Annotated in this window: 18 protein-coding genes; 12 read left to right on the top strand and 6 right to left on the bottom strand. The window is 70.2% G+C overall.

Translation table 11 applies throughout. The annotated features are described in order from the left end of the window. Nucleotides 1-40 precede the first annotated feature (40 nt). From mdlC to rpsT, 6 genes are all read right to left on the bottom strand, one after another. Nucleotides 41-1687 (bottom strand): benzoylformate decarboxylase, encoded by a 1647-nt coding sequence (gene mdlC, locus ACU4E7_RS05670; RefSeq protein ID WP_447020931.1) that lies wholly within the window; start codon nt 1685-1687, stop codon nt 41-43. A gap of 161 nt (nt 1688-1848) precedes the next feature. Then, on the bottom strand, nt 1849-2508 hold the full coding sequence (locus ACU4E7_RS05665; RefSeq protein WP_238123731.1) for a L,D-transpeptidase: 660 nt from the start codon (nt 2506-2508) through the stop codon (nt 1849-1851). Nucleotides 2509-2774: 266 nt separating this feature from the next. Further along, nucleotides 2775-3911, bottom strand: coding sequence for a DNA replication/repair protein RecF (gene recF, locus ACU4E7_RS05660; protein ID WP_238123730.1), 1137 nt, complete (start codon nt 3909-3911; stop codon nt 2775-2777). A 103-nt stretch (nt 3912-4014) separates the two neighbouring features. After that, nucleotides 4015-5139, bottom strand: coding sequence for a DNA polymerase III subunit beta (dnaN, locus tag ACU4E7_RS05655; protein WP_447020930.1), 1125 nt, complete (start codon nt 5137-5139; stop codon nt 4015-4017). A gap of 252 nt (nt 5140-5391) precedes the next feature. Then, nucleotides 5392-6825, bottom strand: coding sequence for a chromosomal replication initiator protein DnaA (dnaA, locus tag ACU4E7_RS05650; protein WP_447020929.1), 1434 nt, complete (start codon nt 6823-6825; stop codon nt 5392-5394). Between the two features lie 1127 nt (nt 6826-7952). Further along, nucleotides 7953-8219, bottom strand: coding sequence for a 30S ribosomal protein S20 (rpsT, locus tag ACU4E7_RS05645; protein ID WP_238123727.1), 267 nt, complete (start codon nt 8217-8219; stop codon nt 7953-7955). A 304-nt stretch (nt 8220-8523) separates the two neighbouring features. Between rpsT and ACU4E7_RS05640 the strand changes: the two genes are divergently transcribed. The 12 genes from ACU4E7_RS05640 to addA all read left to right on the top strand — a co-directional run bounded on the left by ACU4E7_RS05640 (nt 8524) and on the right by addA (nt 26877). Further along, a complete protein-coding gene (locus ACU4E7_RS05640) occupies nt 8524-9522 on the top strand; it encodes a complex I NDUFA9 subunit family protein (RefSeq protein WP_447020928.1) in 999 nt (332 codons plus the stop codon). A 55-nt stretch (nt 9523-9577) separates the two neighbouring features. Then, nucleotides 9578-10270 (top strand): phosphoribosylanthranilate isomerase, encoded by a 693-nt coding sequence (locus ACU4E7_RS05635; RefSeq protein ID WP_447020927.1) that lies wholly within the window; start codon nt 9578-9580, stop codon nt 10268-10270. Further along, nucleotides 10267-11478: a tryptophan synthase subunit beta gene (trpB, locus tag ACU4E7_RS05630; RefSeq protein WP_447020926.1), complete on the top strand. Its 1212-nt coding sequence runs from the start codon at nt 10267-10269 to the stop codon at nt 11476-11478. Before ACU4E7_RS05635 ends, trpB begins: the two co-directional genes overlap by 4 nt. A gap of 56 nt (nt 11479-11534) precedes the next feature. Beyond that, the gene (locus ACU4E7_RS05625) at nt 11535-11849 is read left to right on the top strand and encodes a hypothetical protein (protein ID WP_447020925.1); all 315 of its coding nucleotides are present in this window, start codon (nt 11535-11537) and stop codon (nt 11847-11849) included. Between the two features lie 46 nt (nt 11850-11895). Next, nucleotides 11896-12723, top strand: coding sequence for a tryptophan synthase subunit alpha (trpA, locus tag ACU4E7_RS05620; protein ID WP_447021590.1), 828 nt, complete (start codon nt 11896-11898; stop codon nt 12721-12723). A 159-nt stretch (nt 12724-12882) separates the two neighbouring features. Continuing rightward, nucleotides 12883-13785, top strand: coding sequence for an acetyl-CoA carboxylase, carboxyltransferase subunit beta (accD, locus tag ACU4E7_RS05615; RefSeq protein WP_238123722.1), 903 nt, complete (start codon nt 12883-12885; stop codon nt 13783-13785). A gap of 23 nt (nt 13786-13808) precedes the next feature. After that, on the top strand, nt 13809-15137 hold the full coding sequence (locus ACU4E7_RS05610; protein ID WP_447020924.1) for a bifunctional folylpolyglutamate synthase/dihydrofolate synthase: 1329 nt from the start codon (nt 13809-13811) through the stop codon (nt 15135-15137). 470 nt (nt 15138-15607) lie between these two features. Further along, nucleotides 15608-18031 carry a PAS-domain containing protein gene (locus tag ACU4E7_RS05605; RefSeq protein WP_447020923.1) on the top strand — a complete coding sequence of 808 codons (2424 nt, stop codon included), beginning with the start codon at nt 15608-15610 and terminating at the stop codon, nt 18029-18031. Further along, nucleotides 18031-19587, top strand: a complete 1557-nt coding sequence (gene tsaE, locus ACU4E7_RS05600) for a tRNA (adenosine(37)-N6)-threonylcarbamoyltransferase complex ATPase subunit type 1 TsaE (protein ID WP_447020922.1) — start codon at nt 18031-18033, stop codon at nt 19585-19587. Before ACU4E7_RS05605 ends, tsaE begins: the two co-directional genes overlap by 1 nt. Nucleotides 19588-19604: 17 nt before the next feature. Next, complete coding sequence (locus tag ACU4E7_RS05595; protein ID WP_447021589.1) at nt 19605-20306, top strand: nucleotidyltransferase family protein; 702 nt, start codon at nt 19605-19607, stop codon at nt 20304-20306. Between the two features lie 41 nt (nt 20307-20347). Continuing rightward, a complete protein-coding gene (addB, locus tag ACU4E7_RS05590; protein WP_447020921.1) occupies nt 20348-23398 on the top strand; it encodes a double-strand break repair protein AddB in 3051 nt (1016 codons plus the stop codon). After that, the gene (gene addA / locus ACU4E7_RS05585; protein ID WP_447020920.1) at nt 23395-26877 is read left to right on the top strand and encodes a double-strand break repair helicase AddA; all 3483 of its coding nucleotides are present in this window, start codon (nt 23395-23397) and stop codon (nt 26875-26877) included. Before addB ends, addA begins: the two co-directional genes overlap by 4 nt. The last annotated feature ends 59 nt before the right edge of the window (nt 26878-26936 follow it).

The raw sequence follows: 26936 nt of genomic DNA, 5'->3' as shown, positions 1-26936 counted from the left end.
CTGGCGGGCGCCGCACCCGGCGCGGAGCCCGCCGGGCGGCTCAGATCAGCGGCGGGATGGTGGAATCGATGGGCACCTCGATCACCAGCGGGCCATCACCGGCAAAGCCCGCTTTCACCCGCGCCTTCAGCGCGTCGAGATCGGCGATGCGCTCTGCGGTGCAGCCATAGCCCCTGGCGAGGCTGACGATGTCGAGGCCGGGCAGGTCGAGCCCCGGGACGCCGGGGGTCTCCTCCAGCAGCGCGAACGCTTTGAGGATGCCGTATTCGCCATTGCGCAGCACGACGAAGACGATGGGCAGCTTCGCCTGGGCCGCGGTCCACAGGGACTGGATGGAATATTGCAACGAGCCATCGCCCATCACCACCAGCACCGGACGCCTGCGGGCGGTATCGCGCTCGCCGAGTGCAATGCCCACCGAGGCGGGCAGGGTCCAGCCGAGGCCACCCGAGGCGGCGGTGAAGAAGGTTTCCGGCTCGGTGATGGGCCAGTGGCGGTGCAGGTCGGCGAGGTTGGAGGGGGATTCCTCCATCAGCACGCAATGGTCGGGCCGCACCTCGGCCAGCGCCGCGAACACGTCGGCCGCGGTGGGAACGCCCGCCTTGCCGCCGGGCGGCTCTGCGGGGTGGACCGCCGGATGGGGGGCCATACGATGGGGGGCAGGGGCCACCCGGCTCACCTTGGCCGCGGACGCCGGCGCGCGCACCAGCTCGGCCAGCGCCGCGGTGGCGAGCACCGCATCGCCCACCAGGCTGTCGCCCACCGGGGCGCGGGCGGTTTCCGCCGGATCATCGGAAATGTGCAGCAGGCGCAGCCCTTCGGGGAGATAGGCGCCGGCCACATAGGGATAATAGCGGAACACCGGAGCGCCGATGACAAGCGCGACGTCGTGGCCCTTCAGCCGCTCCGACAACGGACCGATGGCGAACGGCAGGCCGCCGGCATAGAGCGGGTGGGTCTCCGGGAAGGGGCAGCGTTCCGAGGCGGGGGCGGCGAACACGGTGGCGCCCAGCTTCTCGGCCAGCGCCACGGCCGCTTCCCAGCCCTGGCCCCGATCGATGGCGGCGCCATAGATGAGGGCGGGCGCCTGCGCGGCGGAGAGCAGATCGGCGAAGTCCTTCAGTCGTGCCGGATCGGGCGCGACGCGCCGGCTCAGGCTGCGCACCACGGCGGCGCCCTCCAGGGGCTTGTCCCAATCATCGAGGGGCAGGGAGAGGAACACCGGGCCGGCCGGCGCCTGCACGGCGGTGGCGTAGGCCCGCATGAAGGCGGCGGGCACGTCCTCGGGCCGGGTCGGCTCATAGGCCCATTTCACCCAGGGGCGCGGCAGCTGGGTGGCGTCCACATTGGTGAGCCACGGCTCCATCAGCAGCATCTCGCGAGTCTGCTGGCCGGCGGTGACGATGAGCGGGGTCTTGTTGAGGAAGGCGGTGATCAGATTGCCCATGGCGTTGCCGAGGCCGGCGGCGGTGTGGACATTGACGATGGCCGGCTTGCCGGTGGCCTGGGCGTAGCCGTCGGCGATGGCGATGGCCGAGGCTTCCTGCAGCGCCAGGTGATAGGTGAAGTCGGCGGGGAAGTCCTTCAGGAAGGTCTCTTCCGTGGATCCCGGATTGCCGAAGAACGTCGTGAGCTCCAGCTGGCGCAGGAGATCCTGGGTGACGGAGCGTACGGTGGATGTCGCCATAAGGCCGCCCTCTGCGTGCATGCGCGACCGCTACGCGACGCAGCGGCTGGAGCGCGGCCGGTAGGGTCCCCGAAATGCGCGCCGCCCGCTAGCTCCCAAACAGGAGCACCCCGCCGCAACGGGTGCGACGGGGTGCTGCAAACGGTGGGATGTGGCGTCGTTCAGCCGACCACATAGACCCGGGTGCCGGAGGGCACGCGGCCGTAAAGGTCGATGATGTCCTGATTCAGCAGGCGGATGCAGCCGGATGACACCTGCTGGCCGATGCTCCAGGGCTCGGTGGTGCCGTGGATGCGGAACATGGTGTCGCGATCGCCGTCATAGAGATAGAGCGCGCGCGGTCCCAGCGGGTTGTCCTCGCCCCCCGGCAGGCCGGCGGCATAGGGCCCGTAGCGCTGCGGCTGCATCTTGATCATGTTGGCGGTGGGGGTCCAGTGCGGCCACTCTTCCTTGCGCTTGATGGTGGCCCAGCCCTTGAACGAATAGCCCTGCTTGCCGACGCCCACGCCATAGCGCAGGGCGCGGCCGTTCTTCTGCACCAGGTAGAGATATTTGTCGCGGATATCGACGACGATGGTGCCGGCCGGCACCCGCGGCAGCGAGCTGGGATAATCCACCTCCTGGCGCAGGTATTGGGGATCCACCTCGCTGAGGTCGACCGCATCCACCGGGTGGGGTTCGCCGTTCACCGGGCCATACATGCTCACCATGGGGCTGAGCGGCTGCGGCGAATTGGTGACGCACGCGGCAAGCAACAGGGGCGCGCCCAGCACGAACAGGCGGCGCGTCAGAACTTCCGGCTTTATGGGATCACTGGCCATGGTCTGCCCAACACGAAACGAAACGGGTTGCCAACGCGCATCGACGCACGGTTCCAGGCAGGCGGGGGCCTGCTTTCGGCGTATCTAATCGCGGTGAGGTGGCATTAAGGTTAACGGCGAACGAAAAACACAAAGGCTTCTCGCAAGCGCGAGACGGGATGTAGCACGGCCCGGGCGTGTTCGGGTGGCGCGGCTGCAACACCTGCGCCGCGAATGATGCGCAACAGGCCGCAAATTCGTCTCCGTGGCGGCACCATTCGCGCTTTTCAAGCGACCTGGGCGATGGCGCCGGCGGACACGGCGAATCGCGCGCCGCCGTCCAGATCCCCGAAGGCCGACGGGTCGGCGCCGGTCATCCACACCTGCGCGCCGAGCCGGGTGAGGGCCTCGAACAGGCCGCGCCGGCGGGCCGCGTCCAGATAGGCAACCACATCGTCGAGCAGCAGCACCGGGGAGATGCCTTGCATGGCCGCCACCAGCCGCGCATGGGAGAGGGTGAGGCCGATGAGCAGCGACTTCTGCTCGCCGGTGGAGCAGCGGGCTGCCGGCAGCTGCTTGGCGCCGTGGCTCACCTTGAGGTCGCACAGATGGGGGCCGTCGAGGGTGCGGCCGGCGGCGCGGTCGCGGCCGCGGTTCTCGCGCAGCAGCAGCCGATAACGGTCTTCCACCTCCAGGGCCGGCGCCTCGGCGAGAAGCCGCTCGACCGTGCCGTCGAGGGCGATCTCGGCGAACGGAAAGGGGGAGTCCTCGGTGCGCTGGGTGGCGATCTCGGCAGTCAACCGGCCCACCGTCTCCAGCCGGGCCGCGGCCACCGCCACCGCCAGCTCGGCCAGCTCGTGTTCCACCGCATCCAGATAGCGGGCGCTGGCATTCTCCTCCAGCAGCCGGTTGCGGGCCCGTAAGGTGCGTTCCAGCGCGTTGACGCGGCTGCCGTGGGTGCTGTCCACCGCCAGCACCAGCCGATCCAGATAGCGCCGCCGCTCGGCTGGCGGGCCGGTGAACAGGCCGTCCATTTCCGGCGTCAGCCACACCACCTTCAAATGGTCGAGGAAGGCGGTGGCCGAAGGCACCGGCTCGCCGTCGATGCGGCAGCGGCGGTTGGGGGCGTCCGCCTCCTCCAGGCCGGTGCCCAGGCGCACCTCACCGAGGGCGCCCTCCACCCTGGCCGCCACGGCCCAAGCCGCACCGGTTGCGGCGCCGGGCGCAAGGTGGCCCACTTCGCCCAGCTGCGCGCGGCGCAGGCCGCGGCCGGGGGAAAGGAAGGAAAGGGCTTCCAGGACGTTGGTCTTGCCGGCGCCGTTGGGGCCGGTGAGGACGACCACCCGCGCCGCGACGCTCAGCTGCGCCGCCACATAGGAACGGAAGCAGGTGAGCTGGAGGGTGCGGATCTGGGCGTGCAGCATGGGTCCCACAAGGCAGCGGCGCGGCTCACGGCGCAGGCGACGGCGCGCGCGGCGCCGTCAGGGCCGAAACCGGACCGCGCGCCGCAGGGCCCGCCCGGCGGGTTCAGACCCGCATGGGCATCAGCACATAGAGCGCGTCGGTGCGGGTGGAATCACGCACCAGAGTGGGCGAGCCGGGATCCGCCAGCTTCAGCTCGGCGGTGTCGCCCTCGAGCTGGGCGGTGATGTCCAGCAGGTAGCGGGAGTTGAAGCCGATATCGAGGGGCTCGGCCCCATACTCGACTTCCAGCTCCTCGGTGGCGCTGCCGGAATCGGGATTGGTCACCGACAAGGTGAGCTTGCCGTCGGCGAGGGAGAGCTTCACCGCCCGGCCGCGCTCGCTGGAGACGGTGGACACGCGATCCACCGCGGCGGCGAACTCGTCCTTGTCCACGTTCAGGATCTTGTCATTGCCCTGGGGAATGACGCGCCCGTAGTCGGGGAAGGTGCCGTCGATGAGCTTGGAGGTGAGCACGATGGCGCCCACCTGCAGCCGGATCTTGGTGGGGGACACGGAGACGGTGACTTCCGCCTCCTTGTCTTCCAGGAGCTTCTGGATCTCGGCGACGGTCTTGCGCGGGATGATGATGCCCGGCAGGCCGAGAGCCCCCTCCGGCGCGTCCAGCTCGGCCTGGGCCAGGCGGTGGCCGTCGGTGGCCACGGCCCGCAGCATGGGCTTGCCGGTGGCGGCCGGATCGGTCACGTGCAGATAGATGCCGTTGAGATAGTAGCGCGTCTCCTCGGTGGAGATGGCGAACTGGGTCTTGTCCACCAGGCGCCGGAATTCCGCGCCCTTCACCTTGAAGGTGTGGGGGAACTCGCCGGCGGTGAGGTCCGGGAAATCGGCCTCGGGCAGGGTCTGCAGGGTGAAGCGGGCGCGGCCGGCGCGCACCGTGAGGGTGCCGCGATCGCCGCCGGCTTCCAGCTGAACCTGGGAACCCTCGGGCAATTTGCGCACGATCTCGTAGAGCACCTGCGCCGGCACGGTGGTGGCGCCGGGCTGGCCCACGTCCGCCGCGACCGTCTCCACCACTTCGAGGTCGAGGTCGGTCGCCTTCAGCTCCAGGCCCGAATTGCCGGTGCGGATGAGCACGTTGGCGAGAATGGGGATGGTGTTGCGCCGCTCGACGACGCGATGGACGTGGCTGAGCGACTTGAGAAGCTCGGCGCGCTCGACGGTGACCTTCATGGCCCTGGCCCGTTGACTCTTCGCTCTAGAGCCGAGCCCCGCCGGATGGCGTGCATCCGGGCGACGGGGTCGCCTCCACATTCAAGGATAGAGAACGTTGGCCCGATCCAGCCGCGGACGGAGGATCGGAACGTGCTCCAGGGTGGCGGGCATCCGCGGAGCGGACGCCGGGTTGCCGACATTGCCGTCGGCGCCGCTGCAAAGCAAGGGCAGGGGACGAATTTGCTGCCGCCGCGCCGCTGCCGCCGCGGCTCAGGCCTCCTGAACCGCGCGCTTCAACACCTCGATCTCGTCGGCGAGGGCGCGATCGCCGGTCATCAGGCGGTCGATCTTGCGCACGGCATGCAGCACCGTGGTGTGGTCGCGGCCGCCGAAGCGCCGGCCGATCTCCGGCAGCGAGCGCAGGGTCAGGGTCTTGGCCAGATACATGGCCACCTGGCGCGGCTTCACCACATTGGCGGTGCGGCGCTGGGACAGGAGGTCGGCGCGCGAGACATTGTAGTGCTTGGCGACGATGCGCAGGATGTCATCCACCCGCACCCGCTTGGGGTCGCAGGGGCGGATGAGGTCCTTCACCGCATTCTCGGCCATCTCCAGGGTCACCGGCTCGCCGGTGAGCTGGTTGAAGGCCAGCAGCTTGTTGAGCGCGCCGTCCAGGTCGCGCCCGCTCTGGCCCACCGAACGGGCCAGGAATTCCAGCACCGGCTGCGGCACCGCGAAGCCGCGATGCTGCTCGGCGAGGGTCTGATAGCGGGCCTTGAGAATCTCGAGCCGCAGGTCTTCCTCGAGCTGGCCCAGCTCCACCACCAGGCCGCCGGCCAGCCGCGAGCGCACGCGCTCGTCGAGATGCTCCAGCTCCGCCGGCATGCAGTCGGCCGCCAGCACCACCTGCCGCCCGCCATCCAGCAGCGCGTTGAGGGTGTGGCAGAATTCCTGCTGCAGATTGTTCCCCTTCAGGAACTGCAGATCGTCGATCACCAGGGTGTCGATGGTGCGCAGGGCATCCTTGAAGGCGATGGCGGAATGGGTCTTCAGGGCGGCGACGAAGCCGTACATGAAGCGCTCCGCCGTCAGATACATGGCGCGGCGGCCCCGCTGTCCCGCGGCCCACACCACCGCCTGCAGCAGGTGGGTCTTGCCGAGGCCGACGGCCGCATGGAGATAGAGCGGGTTGAACACCGGATTGGCGCCGCTGGCCGCCTCCGCCACCTGCCGTGCCGCCGCATGGGCGAGGGAGTTGGACTTGCCCACCACGAAGGTCTCGAAGGTGAGGCGCGGATCGAGCGGCGAGCCCGACGACATGTCGGACGCCAGGCTGTTCACATTCACATTGGCTGCGGCGACGGCGGGGGCGGCGACGACGGCCGGCGCAGCGGGGCGCGCCTCCGGGCTGCGCTCGCTCACCACCTCGCGGCGGCCGGTGGCCTTCAGCGGCATGGGCCGCGCCACCGCGCTGCGCACCGCCACATCCACCCGGCGCCGGGCACCGCTCTCTTCGGCGAACAGCTCGCAGATGCGCGGCAGGTAGTTTTCCTGGATCCAGGACTTGAGGAAGCGGGTGGGCACCGACAGGCGCACCGCATCCTTGGTCAGGGCGTCGAGTTCCATGCGCGCGAACCAGCTCGAGAACTTTTCCTCACCGATCTCGTCGTGCAGGCGCTGGCGAACGCGCTCCCAGGGGGTCATTTCGGTATCGGTCCCAACGCTGTTGGCAAGGCCCGCAGGAAAGGAGGGTCTGCCCGATTGCTGATCGTCGGTGGCATGCGGTTTGAGCATAGAAATCCTGCCGCGCCTGACGCGCGTCCCCGTTGTGGCGCAAAACGCCTGCGCGCCCCGGTGGGCTGCGTGGGTGTTCTGCGAATTCTTATGGAAAGATGATGTCGGCCGTCCGTGCCTGGTCGCTCTAAGGCTGCGTCACGCGCTCATGAGCGGGACCTGGCTGCTGCCGGACGTGCCGGCGGGGAGGCGGTGAAGGACGGCGGGCCAAACGAAGCACAAGAAGGCCAAAGAGGAAGCGAAAGCTGCTGCATCCGATGCGCCATGTGTGCGTGAAGTCATAGCCGCCCCATCCGTCGCCGGCGAAGAGTGCCCGGCGAGCCATTGAATGAACCAGATTTCTTGTTGCTTTCAAATCACCTGAGAGTGGAACTGATGCCCGCCCTCAGCATAGCTCCACCAATTTGAAGGTTACACGCGTGGAGGGTGGCCAGACTTCTTGGGATGTCTTGTCTACGCCGGGCCAAAATACACCCCACTCCTTCCACGAAGAGTCGTGAACCTTCAATCTTTTGGTGAAATCCCGGTGTCGCTCCCGGGGTGAAAGTGACCATACACAGCCCCTCCCGGGGGTGCAACGCCTTTCCCCGGTCCTGCGGGATAACGGGCAAAAGCAGTGGATGTTGGCGCCTGTGACCGTTGCGTCGCTCAGTCGGCAAACCTCTGTCGGCACAATGAGAATCCAGGTCCTTCCTGCGCTGCGTGTGGACCGCGGCGCTGCCCGCTATGCGGTAAGGTGCTACGGCAGACGATGGGGCGCCTGCGCGGGGCTCGGGCTTTGGCCGCTAAGTCGCTTAGCGGCATATCGTTTTTCTGCGCGATTGCGGACCGGCTCAAAGCCCCGGTTCGGCAGTGGTGGAAGGGGCTGTGCTTGACTGTGACGCCGGCTTCGGACTCGCTTTCGGTGCTGCCCGATTCTTCGGCATCACCTTGGGCGCTGCCGGCGTTGGGGGTGTGATCCTCGGCTCAGAAAGAAAAAGGCCCGGCAATGCCGGGCCTTGATCGGACCTGTGTCCCGCCCCATCGGGGCGTGGGCGTCAGGCGCTGAGCTTGCGCACCCGCGCCGCCAGACGCGACACCTTGCGGGACGCGGTGTTCTTGTGCAGCACGCCCTTGGTGACGGCGCGCATCAACTCCGGCTCCGCGGCCTTGAAAGCGGCGGTGGCGGCGGTGGCATCACCGGTGGCCAGCGCGTCCTCAAGCTTGCGCAGATAGGTGCGCACGCGAGAGCGACGCGACCGGTTGACTTCAGTGCGGCGCTCGATCTTGCGCGCCGCCTTTTTGGCGGAAGGCGTATTGGCCATCGGCCGTCCTTGCTGGTTTGCGCAATGCGGATCGAAGCCTTGCGGCCAACCCGTCCTGCGTTGGAATGGCTGAACATGCGGGTGGCTCGCGCCACCTGCGAAGTGCCGGGTGTATAGTGGGCCTGCGGCGGGTCGTCAAGATGTCGTCGGCACCCTCTCGACCCCGGCGCGGGCGGCGGCGCGTGATTGGTGTCTGGACGAGATTGGGCCCGATCGCGTATGTCGTGCCGGCACTCTATATATATGCGGGCGTCGGCGCCCGCATGGGAACCGGTGTGAGATCAGGTAGGAGCGGGGGTCTGGCATGAGCGACATGACGAGCGACATGGCGATGACCGATCGTCCAGTTGGCGACAGCCTCGTGACGGTGTTCGGGGGATCGGGTTTCCTCGGCCGGCATGTGGTGCGCGCGCTGGCGCGCCGTGGCTACCGCGTGCGCGTGGCGGTGCGGCGTCCGGAGCTCGCCGGCTTCCTGCAGCCGCTCGGCTTCGTCGGCCAGATCCAGGTGATCCAGGCCAATGTCCGCTTCCCCGACTCGGTGGCCCGGGCGGTGGATGGCGCCCATGCGGTGGTCAATCTGGTGGGCGTGCTGGCCTCCGGCGGCAAGCAGACCTATGACGCCGTGCACGTGGCCGGCGCCAAGGCCATCGCTGAAGCCTGCGCCAAGATGGCTGTGCCCCTGGTGCACGTTTCGGCCCTGGGGGCGGATGCCTCTTCGCCCTCCGGCTATGGCCGCAGCAAGGCGGAAGGCGAGGCGGCAGTGCGCACGGCGGTGCCCGATGCGGTGATCTTCCGTCCCTCCGTGGTGTTCGGCCCGGAGGATACTTTTTTCAATCGGTTCGCCGGCATGGCGCGGTTCGCGCCGGCGCTGCCGCTGATCGGTGGCGGCGTCACCAAGTTCCAGCCGGTGTTCGTCGGCGACGTGGCCCTCGCCATCCGCAAGGCGGTGGACGGTGCGGCCAAGGCCGGGACCGTCTATGAGCTGGGCGGCCCCGAGGTGCGCAGCTTCCGCGAGCTCATGGAGCTGATGCTGCGCGAGATCTGCGCGCGCAAGCCGCTGGTGTCCATTCCCTTCGGTCTGGCGGGCCTCATGGCGAGCCTGACCCAGTGGATTCCCGGTGCGCCGCTCACCCGCGACCAGGTGGAGATGCTGAAGGCGGACAATGTGGTGTCGGATGCGGCCAAGACCGAGGGGCGGACCCTCGCCGGCCTGGATCTGACGCCCACCGCGCTGGAAGTGGTGCTGCCGAGCTATCTTTGGCGCTTCCGCAAGGCTGGGCAGTTCACCCGCGTCGAGGTGTGATCGGCGCGCCCGGTTGAGGCGGTCGCGGCCGTAGATGGTCGCAGGGAAGGATGTGATGGCATTCGAGGTCAAGATCTGCGGCCTGACCACGCCCGCCGCGCTCGACGCGGCGCTGGCGGCGGGCGCCGATCTGGTGGGCTTCGTGCACTTTCCGAAAAGCCCGCGCCATCTGCCCTTGGAGGGGGCGCCGGCGCTGGCGGAGCAGGTGCGCGGCCGTGCCCTCAAGGTGGCGCTGGTGGTGAATGCCGGCGACGCGGAGCTGGCGGAGGTGATCGCCGCCCTCGATCCGGATCTGTTGCAATTGCATGGGCGCGAGACCCCGGAGCGGGTGGCCGAGATCCGCGCCCGCTTCGGTCGCCCGGTGATGAAGGCGCTGCCGGTGGCGGTGCGCGCCGATCTCGCCGCCCTGCCGGACTATGCCGCGGTCGCCGACCGCATCCTGTTCGACGCCAAGCCCGCCCCCGATGCGCTGCTGCCCGGCGGCAACGGCCAGGTGTTCGACTGGGAGCTGGTCCGCGGCATTGACGTGGCGCGCCCGCTCATGCTTTCCGGGGGGCTTGATGCCGGCAATGTGGCTGAGGCCATCGCGGCGACCGGCATCGGTGGGGTGGATGTCTCCTCGGGGGTGGAAACGGCGCCCGGCGTGAAATCGCCGGAGAAGATCCACGCTTTCGTCACCGCGGCCCGGCGGGCCCGCGCGGGCCTTGCCCCTTCCTCATTCCTCACATCGAAAGCCCAGGCTTCGTGAACGTGCTCAATTCCTATCGCACCGGCCCTGATGATCGGGGTCATTTCGGCATTCATGGCGGGCGGTTCGTCGCCGAGACGCTGATGCCGCTCATCCTGGAATTGGAGGCGGCCTACACGGCGGCGAAGGCCGATCCCGCCTATCAGGCGGAGATGGACAGCTACCTCGCCCATTATGTGGGCCGGCCCTCGCCGCTCTATTTCGCCGAGCGGCTGACGGAGCATCTGGGTGGCGCCAAGATCTATCTGAAGCGCGAGGAGCTGAACCACACCGGCTCCCACAAGGTGAACAACGTGCTGGGCCAGATCCTGCTGGCGCGGCGCATGGGCAAGACCCGCATCATCGCCGAGACCGGCGCCGGCCAGCACGGTGTCGCCACCGCCACCCTGTGCGCCCGCTTCGGCCTGCCGTGCGTGGTCTACATGGGCGCGGTGGACGTGGAGCGTCAGGCGCCCAACGTGTTCCGCATGAAGCTCCTGGGGGCCGAGGTGGTGCCGGTGCAGTCCGGCTCCAAGACCCTCAAGGACGCCATGAACGAGGCGTTGCGCGATTGGGTCACCAACGTCTCCGACACCTTCTATTGCATCGGCACCGTGGCCGGTCCGCACCCCTATCCGGGCATGGTGCGGGACTTCCAGTCCATCATCGGCCGCGAGACCCGCGCCCAGATGATGGAGATGGAGGGCCGGCTGCCGGATACGCTGGTGGCGGCGGTGGGCGGCGGCTCCAACGCCATGGGCCTGTTCCACGAGTTCCTGGACGAGCCGAGCGTCGAGATCTTCGGCGTCGAGGCGGCCGGGCGCGGCATCGAGACCGGCGAGCATGCCGCCGCCATCATCGGCGGCCAGCCGGGCGTGCTGCACGGCAACCGCACCTACCTCCTCATGGATGGCGACGGGCAGATCAAGGAAGCCCACTCCATCTCCGCCGGGCTCGACTATCCCGGCATCGGCCCGGAGCATTCCTGGCTCAATGATGTGGGCCGGGTGAAATATATCCCCTGCACCGACCAGGAAGCGCTGGATGCGTTCCAGCTGCTCACCAAGCTCGAAGGCATCATTCCCGCCCTGGAGAGCGCCCATGCGGTGGCCAAGGCCATCGAGCTGGCGCCCCAGCGGCCCAAGGATCAGGTGATGGTGGTCAACCTCTCGGGCCGCGGCGACAAGGACGTGCCGCAGGTGGCCGAGATTCTGGGGACGAGCCTATGATCTCGCATGCTGTGTCTCACGCCGTGACTGTCCGGGCCCGCCGGTGCGCCGGGGCCATGGCGCTCCTGCCGCTGCTCGCCACCGGGGCTGCGGCCGCCGATGGCATTCCGGCGGGGCTGAAGCTCACCGCCGGCAAGGTGGAGACCGATGCGGCCGGCGCCTTCGTCTCGGTGGCGGTGGCCAACGGCACGGCGACCACCTTCGGCCAGATCATCGTCAGCTGCAGCTTCACCGGCGGCGGCCAGACCCTGGGCACCTCCTCCACCACGCTGTTCTCCACGGTGGGCGGCACCACCGGCAACGATCAGGTGCGCCTCATGGGCGCCACCTCGGCCACCGCCGCCGCCTGCGAGATCACCCGCGCGCAGTGAGCGCGCGCCTCCCCACCGGGAGGCCAACCATGGCATGTCCGATCCGATGACCACCCGCATCGCCGCCCGTTTCGCCGCGCTCAAGGCCGAGGGCCGTCCCGCCCTCGTCACCTTCATCACCGCCGGCGACCCCGACGCCGAAACCTCCCTCGGCATCCTGAAGACCCTGCCGGGCGCCGGCGCCGACATCATCGAACTGGGCATCCCCTTCACCGATCCCATGGCCGACGGTCCGGCCATCCAGGCCGCCGGGCTCCGCGCCCTGAAGGGCGGCCAGACCCTGGCCAAGACCCTGGCCATGGTGAAGATGTTCCGGGTCGAGGACGATGCCACGCCGATCGTGCTGATGGGCTATTACAACCCCATCTATGTCTATGGCGTGGACCGGTTCCTGGCCGATGCCCTGGCGGCCGGCGTCGATGGCCTCATCATCGTCGATCTGCCGCCGGAGGAAGACGAGGAGCTGTGCCTGCCGGCCCTGAAGGCGGGCATCGACTTCATCCGCCTCGCCACCCCGACCACGGACGAGCATCGCCTGCCGGTGGTGCTGCGGAACACGGCGGGCTTCGTCTATTATGTCTCCATCACCGGCATCACCGGCTCGGCCACGCCCGACGCGGACGTGGTGGGCAAGGCGGTGACGCGCATCAAGGCTCACACGCCCCTGCCGGTGGCGGTGGGCTTCGGTGTGAAGACCCCGGAACAGGCCAAGGCCATCGCCGCCGGCGCCGATGGCGTGGTGGTGGGCTCGGCCCTGGTGGAAGCGGTGCGGCGCACCCTGGATGAGAGCGGCGCCGCCACCGCCAATACGGTGCCGGCGGTGGAAGCCCTGGTGGAGGGATTGGCGGCGGCGGTGCGCTCGGTGCGCCGCTGAGCTGCCCGCCGGCGCCCGCACCGTGCTGGAAAGCGAGGCTCCGCCGCATTTTCGCCGCGACGGGCTCGCCATTAGATGGGATAATGTTGCGCTGCGAAGCTGCGCCTTAGGGTGCGCCAAGGCTTGTGTTCAGCGCGTCCGCCTTCGGAGAACCGTCCTGTGAATTGGATTTCCAACGTCGTCCGCCCGAAGATCCGCGACTTCCTGGCGCGGCGCGAGGTGCCTGAGAACCTCTGGGTGAAATGCCCGGAGACCGGGCAGATGGTGTTCCACAAGGACCTCGAGGCGAACCTCTACGTCATTCCGAGCTCCGGCTATCACATGCGCATGGACGCGGTGAAGCGGCTCAAGGCCACCTTCGACAATGGCGCTTATGAAGAGGTGCCGCTGCCCGAAGTCGCCATTGACCCGCTGAAATTTCGCGACGAGCGCCGCTACACGGACCGGCTGAAGGACGCCCGCTCCAAGACCGGTTACCAGGACGCGGTGAAGGTCGCGACCGGGCTCCTGGAAGAGCTGCCGGTGACCATCGCGGTGCAGGATTTCGGCTTCATGGGCGGATCCCTGGGCATGGCCGCCGGTGAGGCGGTGGTGAAAGGCCTGGAAACCGCGGCCGAGAAGGGCACGCCCTTCATCATGTTCGCGGCCTCCGGCGGCGCGCGCATGCAGGAGGGCATCTTGTCCCTCATGCAGATGCCGCGCACCACGGCCGCCATCCAGGAGCTGCGCGAGGCCAGGAAGCCTTACATCGTGGTGCTCACCAACCCCACCACCGGCGGCGTCACCGCGTCCTATGCCATGCTGGGCGACGTGCAGATCTCCGAGCCGGGCGCCCTCATCGGCTTCGCCGGCCCGCGGGTGATCGAGCAGACCATCCGCGAGAAGCTGCCCGACGGTTTCCAGCGGGCGGAATATCTCTTTGCCCATGGCATGATCGACATGGTGGTGCACCGTCACCAGATGCGCGAGACGCTGGGCCGCCTGTGTCGTCTGATGATGAAGGCGCCGGCGCTGCCGCCCAAGGGCCGGCTGCCGGGGCCGGCGACGGCCGACGTGGCCTGAGGCACCTCAAGGTCTCGACGCACATGGCCCTTCCACTGCCGAAAACCCAACCGGGGCAGATCCTGGCGCGCCTCTCGGCGCTGCATCCCAAGCGGATCGACCTGTCGCTCGCCCGCATGGAGCGCCTGATGGCGGCCTTGGATCACCCGGAGCGGCGGCTGCCGCCGGTGATCCATGTGGCCGGCACCAACGGCAAGGGCTCCACCATCGCCTTCATGCGCGCCATGCTGGAGGCCTCGGGGCGCTCGGTTCATGTCTATACCTCGCCCCATCTGGTGCGCTTCAACGAGCGCATCCGTCTCGGCGCCCCCGGGCGTGGCGAACTGGTGAGCGACGCGCTGCTGGCCGATGCCCTCGATCGGGCAGAAGCGGCCAATGACGGCGCCCCCATCACCTTCTTCGAGATCACCACGGCGGCCGCGTTCCTGCTGTTCTCCGAGCATCCGGCGGACGTGCTGCTGCTGGAGGTGGGCCTCGGCGGCCGGCTCGATGCCACCAATGTGGTGCCTTCGCCGCGCACCAGCGTCATCACGCCGGTCTCCATTGACCATGTGGATTTCCTCGGCGCCACCGTGGCCGCCATCGCCGGCGAGAAGGCGGGTATCATCAAGCCCCACGCTCCGGTGGTGGTGGGTGAGCAGGTGCCGGAAGCCCTTGCCGTCATCGAGCGGGCGGCGGCGCGGGTGCGGGCCCCGGTGTTCGCCCGCAACGAACATTGGCATGTGCATGAGGAGGCCGGCCGGCTGGTCTATTCCGACGAGGATGGGCTGGTGGACCTGCCGCTGTCGCGCCTGGTGGGGCCGCACCAGATCGACAATGCCGGCCTCGCGGTGGCCGCTCTGCGCAGCCTGAAGCTTCCTGCGGCCGCCCAGGAGACCGGCATTCTCGGTGCCGAATGGCCCGCACGCCTGCAGCGGCTTGCCAGCGGCACCCTGGTTTCGCGGGCGCCCAACGGTGCGGAAGTGTGGCTCGACGGCGGGCACAATGCCGCCGGCGGCGCCGCCCTCGCCCATGCCCTGTGTGGCCTGGAGGAGCGCTATTCACGGCCGCTGGTGATGATCATCGGCATGCTCGGCACCAAGGATGTGGCGGGCTTCCTCTCGCCCTTCGCCGGGCTGGTCCGCGAGGCCATCGCCGTTCCGGTGCCGGACAATCCGGCCGCCCTGACCCCGCAGGAGGTGGCGGATGCCGCCACCCGCCTCGGCATCACGGCGCGCACCGCCGGCAGCGTCGCCGCGGCCCTCGACAGTCTGGGCAGCACGCCCATGGTGCCGCCGGCCCGCATCCTCATCTGCGGTTCGCTCTATCTGGCGGGCGCGGTGCTGGAAGCCAACGGCACCCCGGTGGCCTGAGGCGCGGGTCGCCCCGGCCGGACCGCTGAGCCGAACCCGCCGTGGATTGGCGGGGCCGGGCGGCCCTTCAATGGCCCGCCCGCCTTCGGTAAGGTCTGCTTGATAAAGTCGTGATTGATTCGAGAGCACGGGTTCGTCCGGCGTGCGTGCTGGTGGCATCGCGTGAGCGGGGCGCCGCGGCTGCGGCGCCTGCGGCCTCTCGCGCGAGCCGTTGGCGGAACGGGTTTCCAAGGACCACGACGGGGGCTGTGGCGCGGTCGCGCGCCGGCCCGGGGGAGCGGAGCGTTTCGGACATGGGGAAAGGCCAGGGGCGCGACATGGCGGTGAGGCGCGTGGCGATGGGGCGCATGGCGATGGGGCAGGGTGCGGAGAACGTCCGGAGCGGAGAGCGCGCGCGCCTTTTGGATGTCGCACTGCCGTCGGTCGTTGGCGCCGGTGCGCTGCGCCGGCTGACCGGAGGCTTGTCCCGCATGCTGCTGGCCTCCACCGCATTGGGCGCCAGTGCCGGAGCGGCCTGGGCGACCGTCGGCGCGTCCGCGCCGGGTCTCCCGCAGGCCGCGCTTTCTTTCGGCAATTTGGCGCCCTGGCTCGCGCTGCTGGCCCTGGCCGGCGGCGGCGCGGTTGCTTTCGGCAGTCACCGGGCGGTGCGCGCGGCCCGGCAGGCGGCCGCAGAGGCGGATGCCCGGGCCGATGCCGCGGCACACGTGAGCGCGCGGGCGCGGGCGGAAGCCCACAGCTTGCGGTACCTGCTGGGCTCAGGCGCCGAATGCGCGCTGGTCTGGATGCGCCCGGGCGCCGAGGCGGAGACCTTCGGCGTGCCCGAGGCGCGGCGCGTCGCGTGGCTCGGCGTGGCCGCTGCCGGCGAGGTCGAAGCGGCGCTGACGCGTCTGAGGACCCAGGATGGGGGCCTTGATCACACGGTCCGCGCCGAGGATGGTCGCCTGTTCCGCCTCACGGGGCGCACCCTCAACGGCGCCGGCGTACTGCTCATCCATCCCGAGGCTCCGGACACGCGCGCGGCGGAGGACGGCGCTTCGGCGCAGGATCTGGCGGCCGGTCTCAAGGCGATGCTGGACGCGGCCCCGGCGCCCGCCTGGCTGAAGGCGCCGGATGGCACTTTGGCCTATGTGAACCCGGCCTTTGTGGCGGCGGTGGGCGCCAGCTCGCCGGAAGAGGCCCGGGCTGAGGGGCTCGACCTGCTCGACAGCAAGGCGCGCACCGCGGCGGCCAATGCGGAGCGCGGCTCGGGCGCCTTCCAGGGCCGGGTGCGCGCGGTGGCGGCCGGCCAGCGGCGCCAGCTTGATGTGGTGGAAGTGGCCGGTCCGTTCGGCATCGCCGGCCTGGCGGTGGACGTGAGCGCGCTCGACGCGGCGAAGGCGGAGACCGCGCGGGCGGTGGCGGCGCACCGCAATACCCTCGATCAGCTGACCACGGCGGTGGCCATCTTCGGGCCTGACGAGCACCTGGTGTTCTACAACGCCGCCTATGAGCGGCTGTTCGATTTCTCGCCGGCGTTTCTGGATCAGCACCCCTCCGACGGGCAGATCCTGGAGAACCTGCGCACCCGCCGCAAGGTGCCGGAGCAGGCGGACTTCCGCGCCTGGCGGGCACAGCTGCGCGAGGCCTATCGGGCGCTGGAGCCGGTGAACGACTGGTGGCATCTGCCCGGTGGCGAGATGCTGCGGGTGGTGATCACCCCCAATGCAGAAGGCGGCATCACCTATCTGTTCGACGACCTCTCCGAGCACATGGCGCTGGAGAGCCGCTACAACACCCTGATCCGTATCCAGGGCGAGACACTGGACGCGCTGGCGGAGGCGGTGGCGGTGTTCGGCAGCGAGGGGCGGCTGCACCTTTACAACGAAGCCTTCCTGTCGCTTTGGGCGCTCGATGCCCAGACCCTGGGGGACAAGCCGCATATCGACACGGTGGCGGCCCTGTGCCGCTCCCGCCATGGGGAGAGCTCTGCTTTCTCGCGCATCCGCTCGGTGGTCACCGCCATGGAGCATCGCGAGAGCGAGACCCTGCGTCTGGAGCGGGCCGACGGCCGGGTGCTGGACGGCACCGCCCAGCCGCTGCCCGATGGCGGCACACTGGTGACCTTCCGCGATGTGACCGACAGCGTGAAGGTGGAGCGCGCCCTGATCGAGCGGGCCGAGGCCCTGGAGCAGGCGGACAAGCTGAAGAACGCCTTTGTCGGTCATGTCTCCTACCATTTGCGTACGCCGCTCAATACCTTGATGGGTTATGCGGACATGCTGCGAGAGGGCATGGCGGGGCCGCTCAACAGCCGCCAGCGCGACTATCTCGACCATATGCGCCAGTCCTCGGACCAGTTGCGGTCGCTCATCGACGACATCCTGGACCTCGCCAGCATCGACGCCGGCGCCATGGAGCTGGATCTGGCGGAAGTGGATGTGAAGGAGATGCTGGAGAGCGTCGCCGAAGCTGCCCATGACCAATTAGAGGAAGCCGGGGTGCGGCTTGCCATGGCGGTTCCCGCCGATGCCGGGGCGTTTATTGCCGATCCCAAGCGGGTGCGGCAGATCCTGTTCAACCTCCTTGCCAATGCCATTGCCGCTTCGCCGGAGGGGGGCACCGTGACCCTGGCCGCCGAGCGCCGGCCGCAGGAGGTGCTGCTGAGTGTGCGCGACGAGGGGCCGGGGGTGCCCGAAGAGGTGGCCGAGACCCTGTTCGAGCGGTTCGAGAGCCGCAACGCGCGTCCGCAGCACCGCGGCGTCGGCCTCGGCCTCGCCATCGTGCGCTCGTTCATGGCGCTGCACGGCGGCTCCGTCAGCGTGGTGTCCGCCGCCACCCGCGTGCCTGGTGCGCGGGGCACGGTGGCCGCCTGTGTCTTTCCGCTTCCCGACAGCTCCCACCGAGAGGCCGCCTGATGAGTGCCTTCATCCAGCGTGTGGCCGGCCATCCCGGCGCGTTTCAGGCGGTGCTGCCCAACCTTGCGGCCACCGAGCGGCTGGGGGTGGTGCTGGCCTCCTGGTTCGGCGCCAACGACGTCATCACCTTGTCCGGCGAGCTGGGGGCCGGCAAGACGGAGCTGGCCCGCGCGGTGGTGCGGGCCATGGCCGGCAGCCCGGACATCGAGGTGCCGAGCCCCACTTTTCCCATTGTCATCAGCTATGATTTCAGCCGCGGCCGGGTGGTTCACGCCGATCTCTACCGCATCGTCGAGGACGAGGAGCTGGACGAGATCGGTTGGGACGAGGTGGGCGATGATGCCCTCCTGCTGGTGGAATGGGCCGACCGGGCCGGCGACCGCATCGCCGAGAACCGGGTCGACATCCTGCTGTCGCTGGCGCCCGATCTCGGCCCGGAGGCGCGGCTTGTGGAACTGACCGGCCACGGCGCCCTGGTGGAGCGGCTCAACCGCCTCTATGTGGCGGAGGGGCTGATCGAATCCGCCGGCTTCGGCGCGGCGGAGCGGGTGTTCCTGCAGGGGGATGCCTCCAGCCGCTCCTACACCCGCCTGGACCTGCCCAACCGCTCGGCCATCCTGATGAACGCGCCGGCGCGGCCCGATGGCCCACCGCTGCGCGGCGCCGGCGTGCCCTATAGCCGGCTGGTGCATCTGGCGGAGGATGTGAAGCCGTTCGTGGCCATGGACCGGGCCTTGCTGGGCCAGGGCTTCTCGGCGCCGCAGATCTATGCCGCCGACATCGATGCCGGCCTGCTGGTGCTGGAGGACCTCGGCCAGGACATGGTGGTGCGTGCCGATCCGCCGGCCCCCATCCGGGAGCGCTACGAGGCCGCCATCGGCGTGCTGGCGGCGCTGCATACCCGCAACCTGCCGCAGATCCTGCATGTGGCGCCGCGGGTGGAGCGGCCGCTGCCGCCCTATGACATCGCCGCCTTCCTGGCGGAGGTGGACCTGATGCTGGACTGGTACCTGCCGGCCCGGGGCATCAAGGTCGACGGGGTGGTGCGCGAGGAGTTCCATTTGTTCTGGCGCAGCGCCCTCAGCGCGGTGCTGGCGGAGCCGCCGACCTGGGTGCTGCGCGACTATCATTCCCCCAACCTCATCTGGCTGCCCGGCCGCGAGGGGCTGAAGCGGGTGGGGCTCATCGATTTCCAGGATGCGGTGCTCGGCCCGGCCGCCTATGACGTGGTCTCGCTGACCCAGGATGCGCGGGTGGATGTGCCGGAGGCGCTGGAGCTGCAGCTGGTGGGCCAGTATGTGAAGGCCCGGCGCGAGGCGGACCCCACCTTCGACGTGCGCTCCTTCGCCCGCTCCTACGCCCTCATGGGGGCCCAGCGGGCCACCAAGATCCTCGGCATCTTCACGCGGCTGGAACAGCGCGACCGCAAGCCGCAATATCTGCGTCACATCCCGCGCGTACGGCGTTATCTGGCCCGCTGCCTGGGCCACCAGGAGCTGGGCTCGCTCCGCACCTGGTATGAGGCCGTTCTGCCATCGAAGGATCTGAATTCGTGACGCGTATCCATAAGGCCATGGTGCTCGCCGCCGGCCTCGGCACCCGCATGCGGCCCTTGACCGATCGCATCCCCAAGCCCCTCGTTCCGGTCTACGGCCGGCCCCTGGTGGACCATGTGCTGGACGCTCTGGCCCAGGCGGGCATCGACGCGGCGGTGGTGAACGTGCACCATCTGGCGGACCTGCTGGAGGCGCATCTGGCCAACCGCAAGGGGCCGCCCGACATCACCATTTCCGATGAACGCGGGGTGCTGCTGGAGACCGGCGGCGGGGTGCGCAAGGCGCTGCCGCTGCTGGGGCCGGATCCGTTCCTCGCCATCAATTCCGACACCATCTGGATCGAGGGGGCGCGGCCCAATCTGGAACGGCTGGTGGAGGCGTTCGATCCGGCCGAGATGGATGCGCTGCTGCTGCTGGCGCCTGCGGCCAATTCCATCGGTTATGACGGGCAGGGGGATTTCCAGATGGACGCCTCCGGCCGGCTCAGCCGCCGGGGCGAGCGCTTGGTGGCGCCCTTCGTCTATGCCGGCGCCTGCATTCTGAAACCCGAGCTGTTCGCCGGAACACCGGAGGGGCCGTTCTCGCTCAACCGGGTGTTCGATCGGGCGGGCGCGGCCGAGCGCCTGTTCGGCCTGCGGCTCGATGGCATCTGGATGCATGTGGGCACGCCGGAGGCCATCGCCCTCGCCGAGGAAGCCATTCAGCTCTCCAGCGAGTAGGATCGGCCGCCCCGCCAGGGCGAATCCGAGGGAAGATTTCCGTGCCGCGCGTGCTCTCCATCCCCTTCACTGCGCCTTTTCTTGCAACCCTGGCGCGTGCCTTGCTGGATGGGCGGCTGATCGAGGGCTATGCGCCGCGTCCGGGCGCTGGCGATCCTCTGGCGCTGGCGTCGGCCACCGTGTTCCTGCCCACCCGCCGCGCCTGCCGGCTGTTCACCGATGCGCTGCTGCGGGAGGCGCGGACCGATGCGCTGCTATTGCCCCGCATCGTGCCCCTGGGCGACGTGGACGAGGATGCCCTGGCCTTTTCCGAGGATGCGCCGGCGCTGGCCGCGCCCCATGCCATCGCCCCGGTGCATCGGCGGCTGGTGCTGGCGACGCTGGTGTCCCGCTGGCGGGAGACCCTGAAGGCCGGCGAGGGACGCGCGGCGGTGGCCGCCGGGCCCGCCGCCACTTTGGCCCTGGCCGACGAACTGGCCCGCCTGTTCGATGATCTTTCCACCGCCGGCGTGCCTTTGTCGCGGCTCGATGGGCTCACTCCGCGTGAGCTGGACCCCTATTTCGAGATCAGCCTCGATTTCGTGCGCATCGCCCGCATCGGCTTCGAGGCCTATCTCGGCGCCGTGGAAAAGGTGGAGCCTGCCGTGCGGCGCGATGCGCTGGTGGATGCGGAGGCGCGCCGCCTCACTGGCCTGGGCGCGGCGGCTGGCCCCGTCATCGCCGCCGGCTCCACCGGCTCCATGCCGGCCACGGCGCGGCTGCTGAAGGCCATTTCCCGCCTGCCGCAGGGCGCCGTGGTGCTGCCCGGGCTCGATCTCGATCTGGAGGACGAGGCCTTCGCGCTGCTGCTGGATCCTGTCCAGAGCGCGCCGGACCACCCCCAATACGGTCTTGCCAAGCTTCTGAAGACCTTGGAATTGACCCGCGTCGACGTGGTGCCCCTGGCGCCCGGTGGCCCCCGTGTGCTGCTGCTGAGCGAGGCCATGCGGCAGGCGGAAACCTCCGACCTGTGGGCGCGCCTGCCGGAGCGCCTGCCGGAGGCGGCGCGGGCGGAAGCGACCGCGCACCTGACCATCGTCGAGGCCGACGACCCGCGCCAGGAGGCCCTGGCGGTGGCGCTGCTGCTGCGCGAGGCGCTGGAGCGGCCGGGGGAGACCGCCGCCCTCGTCACCCCCGATCGCGATCTCGCCCGCCGGGTGGTCTCGGAAATGGCCCGCTTCGGCGTCAATCTCGACGATTCCGCCGGCACGCCCTTGGGCGAGGCGCCGGTGGGCCGGCTGGCCCGGCTCATGGTTCAGGTGGCGGCGGAAGGCTGCGCGCCGGTGCCTCTGTTCGCTCTGCTCTCCCATCCTTTGGCCGGCTTCGGGCTCGATCCGGATCTGAAGGCGGAGGCGCTGGCGGCGCTGGAGTTGGCAGCCCTGCGCGGCCCCCGGCCACGGGCCGGGGTGGCGGGGCTGCGCGCGGCGCTCGATGCCTGCGATCCCGACAGCTTCCGCGGCGCCGATCCGCGCCGGCGGCTGACCGATGGGGCTCTGGAGCGGGCGCGCCTGCTGGTGGATCGGCTCGATCCCGCCCTGGCGCCGCTGATGGCGCTGGGCGAGAAGCGCGGCCCGCAGCCGCTGCCGGATTTGGTGGCCGCCCACCGGGCGGCGTTCGAGGCCGTGGCTGGCGCCCTCGATGTCAATGATGAGGACCCCGGCCGGGCGGCCCTGGCGCGGGCGTTCCAGGCGGTGGGGGAGGCGGCGGCCGATGGGCCGGCTCTGGCAGTGTCGGATTATGCCGATGCGGTCTCTTCCCTCATCGGCGATGCCATGGTGCGGCCCGCCGGCGACAGCCACGCCCGGCTGCGCATCCTCGGGCCGCTGGAGGCCCGCCTCGTCCATGTGGATCGGGTGGTGCTGGGGGGCCTGGTGGAAGGGGTGTGGCCGCAGCAGGGGGAAACCGACCCCTGGCTCAGCCGGCCCATGCGGCTTGATCTCGGCCTCGATCTGCCGGAACGGCGCATCGGCCTCTCATCCCACGATTTCGTGCAGGCGTTCGGCGCGCCCGAGGTGGTGCTCTCCTATGCCGGCAAGGTGGGCGGCACCCAGAGCGTGCCCTCGCGCTTCCTGAAGCGGCTGGAGACGGTGCTGGGGCCGGAGCTGAGCGCCGCCGCGCGGGCGCGCGGCACGGTGTGGACCGCCTCGGCCTTGGCGCTCGACGCCGGCCCGCCGGTGCCCCGGGCCACCCGGCCGGCGCCGGCCCCGCCCCTGGCGCTGCGGCCGCGTCGGCTGACGGTGACCGAGATCGAGACCTTTCTGCGCGATCCCTATTCCATCTTCGCTCGCCACGTGCTGGGGCTGGTGCCGCTTGATCCTTTGGATGCCGCCCCCGGCGCCGCCGAGCGCGGCTCGGCGCTGCATGCGGCGCTGGGCAGCTTCAGCCAGGCTTTTCCGGATGCGCTGCCGCCCGATGCGCTTCAAGCGCTCCTCGCCCATGGCCGGGCGGCCTTCGTGCCGCTCGCCGCCTTCCCGGCCGAGCATGCGGTGTGGTGGGCGCGGTTCGAGCGGGTGGCGGCCTTCGTGGTGGAGTTCGAGCGGCGCCGCCGGGTGAATTGCGCGGCGCTGGTGGCCGAAACCCCAGGCCAGCTCGACCTCGCTCTGGGGGAACGCAATTTCCGCCTCGCCGGCCGCGCCGACCGGATCGAGGTGAAGCGCGACAACACCTTGGCGGTGCTCGATTACAAGACCGGCTCCGCCCCCACGGCCCGGCAGGTGGCGTCACTCTCCCCCCAGCTCGCCTTGGAGGCGGCCATGGCCACCCGTGGCGCCTTCAAGAATGTGCCGGCGCTGCCGGTGTCCGAACTGACCTATGTGGAACTGAAGGGCGGCGCCACCGGTGGTGAGGAAAAGCCCATCACCTACAAGGATCGCACCGTGGCCGACGTGGCCGAGACCGCCTTGTCCGGCCTCATGTCGCTTCTGGCGGCATTCGAGGACGAGGCGCAGGGCTATCGCTCCCTGGCGGCGCCCCAGTGGCAGGGCGGCTTCGGCGATTATGACCATCTGGCCCGGGTGCGCGAATGGGCCCTGGGCGGGGAGGACGAGGCATGAGCAGCGCCACCCCTGCTCCCGCCGCCAGTGGCCCCAAGGCGGAGGCCACCCGGCGCCAGTCGCTGGCCTCCGATCCCGCCCATTCCGCCTGGGTCTCGGCCAATGCCGGTTCGGGCAAGACCCATGTGCTGGCGCGCCGCGTCATCCGCCTGCTGCTGAACGGGGTGGCGCCGGCCCGCATCCTCTGCCTCACTTATACCAAGGCGGCGGCCGCCAACATGTCCAACCGGGTGCTGGGCATTCTTGGCCGCTGGGTGGGGCTCGACGATGCCGCTCTCGACGCCGAGCTTGCCGCCGCCACCGGCGCGGGTGTGAGCGCGCCCCTGCGGGCCCGGGCGCGGCGGCTGTTCGCGGCGGCGCTGGAAACCCCGGGTGGGCTGAAGATCCAGACCATCCATGCCTTCTGCGGCGGGCTTCTGCATCGCTTCCCGTTCGAGGCCGGGGTGGCCGCCGGCTTCCGGGAGCTGGACGAGGTGGGCCGCGCCGAGCTGATGGCCCGCATCCGCCAGGATCTCATCGTCGAGGCCACCGGGCGGCCCGAGCAGCCCCTCGGCCAGGCTCTGATGACGCTGATGGCCGAGCTTTCCGACAGCTCCATCACCGCGCTGCTGGACGCCGCCATCGCCGAGCGGGCGCAGATCGCGGCCCTGGGGGAGCACGAGCGGCGGACGGCGCTGGCGCGCGCTCTGGGCCTCGTCTCCAGCGCCGGGGTGGCCGAGCTCGAAGCGCAGGTGCTGGAGAGCCCGCACCTGCCGTGGAGCGAATGGGAGGCGGCGGGTGCCGCCCTCATGACCTCCGACAAGAAGACCGACCAGGAGCGCGGCGCCGCCCTCATCGCCGCCTATGAGGCCGGCGATCCCGCCGAGGCGCGGGCAGAGTATCTCAGCGTCTTCCTCACCGCCAGCCGCGAGCCCCGCGCCGACCGGAGCCTTGCCACCAAGTTCGTCGGCGAACACTATCCCGACCTCCTGGAGCGCATGAAGGCCGAGCGGGCGCGGCTCTCCGAGCTGGAAGGGGCGCTGCGCGGCGCCCGCATCCTGGAGCGCACCGAGGCGGCCCTGGTGCTGGGCGCCGAGGCCTGCCGCCGCTACGAGGCGGAGAAGGCCCAGCGCGGCCTGCTGGATTTCGACGACCTGGTGGCCCGGGCCTCCGGCCTGCTCAACCAGGTGCCGGCCTCCTTCGTCCATTACAAGCTCGACCAGGGCATCGACCATGTGCTGGTGGACGAGGCGCAGGACACCAGCCCCGCCCAATGGCAGGTGGTGCACGGCCTCACCTCGGATTTCTTCTCCGGCGAGGGCGCCCGGCCCGGGGTGCAGCGAACCATTTTCGTGGTGGGGGACGAGAAACAGTCCATCTTCTCCTTCCAGGGCGCCGATCCGCGCGCCTTCGGCGGCATGCGGGACGAATTCGCGCTGAAGGCCGGCACCGCCGCCTTCCATGAGGTGAAGCTGCCCCATTCCTTCCGCTCCGCTCCCGGGGTGCTGGAGGCGGTGGACCGCATCTTCGCCGGGGCGAGCGCCCATGCCGGCCTCACCCTCGACGCCACGGCGCCGGTACACGCCGCCATCCGCGCTGATGCGCCGGCTTTGGTGGAGGTGTGGCCCACCACCGTGCCGACCCCGGTCCCCGAAGTGGACGACTGGCGCCGTCCCCTCGACGCAGTGCCGGCCGATGATCCGGTGACGGCGCTGGCCGAGCGCATCGCTCGGTTCGTGCAGGCGGGCATCCACGCCGGCCTCGCCATGCCGGCCCGGGGCGGCCGGCCCATGCGGGCGGGCGACGTGCTGGTGCTGGTGCGCCGGCGCGGGCGGGTGTTCGAGGCGGTCATCCGCGCCCTGAAGGAGCTGAAGGATCCGCGCGTCGCGGTGGCTGGCGCCGACCGGCTGGTGGTGGCCGAGCACATTGCTGCCCTCGACCTGATGGCGCTGGGCGACGCGCTGCTCTCCCCCGACGACGACCTCGCCCTCGCTTCGGTGCTGAAAAGCCCCCTGTTCGGCTGCACCGACGACGATCTGATGACCCTGTGCCCCGGCCGCAAGGGTCGCCTCGCGGACGCCCTGGCGGCGGCGGACGCGCCGCGCCTTGTTGCGGCGGCGCGCCGCCTGGCCGACTGGCGGGCGGAGGCGCTGGCGCTGCGGCCATTCGACATCTATGCGCGCATCCTTGGGCGCGACGGCGGCCGCAAGGCCATGCTGGCCCGCCTCGGCCCGGAGGCGGCGGACGTGCTCGACGAATTCATGACCCTGGCGCGCACCTATGAGGGCACCGAGCCGGCGAGCCTCGCCGGCTTCCTCGCCTTCCTGCGCCGGGGCGGGGCGGAAACCAAGCGCGACATGGAGAGCGGCCGCGACGAGGTGCGGGTGATGACCGTGCACGGCGCCAAGGGCCTGGAGGCGCCCGTGGTGATCCTCGCCGACACCATCGACCTGCCGCGCCCGCGCACCGCCGGGGGCTTCCTGCGGCTGCCGGCCGGCAGTGGCCAGGAGGTGCCGGTGCTCGCCCCGCGCAAGGCGGAGGATCCGCCGGCGGTGGCCGAGGTGCGGGCGGCTGCGGCGGCCCGTGCCCTCGACGAATACCGCCGGCTGCTCTATGTGGCGCTGACACGTGCCGAGGATGCCCTCATCGTCTGCGGTGCCGAGACGGCGCTGCCGGCCAAGGACAAGGACCATGCCCGTCCGGAGGGCTGCTGGTACGAACTGGTGCGCGAGGCGCTGGAGCCCGATGCAGTGCGAGTGCCCGCCCTCGGTTTCGAGGGCGAGGTGTTGCGCTGGGGCGGCGGCGCCTTCGCTCCGGCGGCCGGCGCGGCGGCCACCCCCACGGTCGTCGCGCCGGCCCTGCTGCATTTTCCATCGGTGCCGGCCCATGAGGCTCCCCTGCGCTCGCTCAAGCCGTCTGCCGCAGCACCGGCCGCGGCCGGATCGGCGGGTGTGGAGGAGGGGCTGTCGCCACTGGTGCGGGGTGACCTGGTGCATCGCCTGCTCGCCGGCCTGCCGGAGATCGCCCCGGCGGAGCGGGAGCGGGCGGGGCGGCGGCTGCTTCAATATGCCGGCCATGGCCTCGCGGCGGCGGATGCCGAGCTGATTCTCACCGAGGTGCTGGGGGTGCTCGGTCATGCGCCGCTTGCGGATCTGTTCGGCCCGAAAAGCCGGGCCGAGGTGCCGCTGGTGGCCGAGCTGGCCCTTGCCGGCGGCGGCCGGGCGGCGGTGAACGGGCGCATCGACCGGCTGGTGGTGAGCGCGGAGCGGATCCTCATCGCCGACTTCAAGACCGACCGTATCCCGCCGGAAACCCTTGCGGGCGTGGCGCCGAGCCATGTGGCCCAGCTGGCCCTTTATGGCGCGGTGCTGGCGCGGGCCGGCGGCGGCCGGCCTGTGGAAACCCGGCTGGTCTACACGGCGGCGCCACGGGTGTTTACCCTGGAGCCGCAACAGCTCGCCGCCGCCCTCGATCGGCTTTCGGTGCTCACCACGGCGTGACGTGGCTTGACGGGACGGGGAGGGGCTCCCTACGTTCCGGGACAAGATTCAGTGGTTCT

It is taken from the genome of Xanthobacter sp. ZOL 2024 (assembly GCF_052932325.1).
The sequence above is the reverse complement of the archived record's forward strand: the minus strand, read 5'-3'. Positions and strand labels throughout refer to the sequence as shown.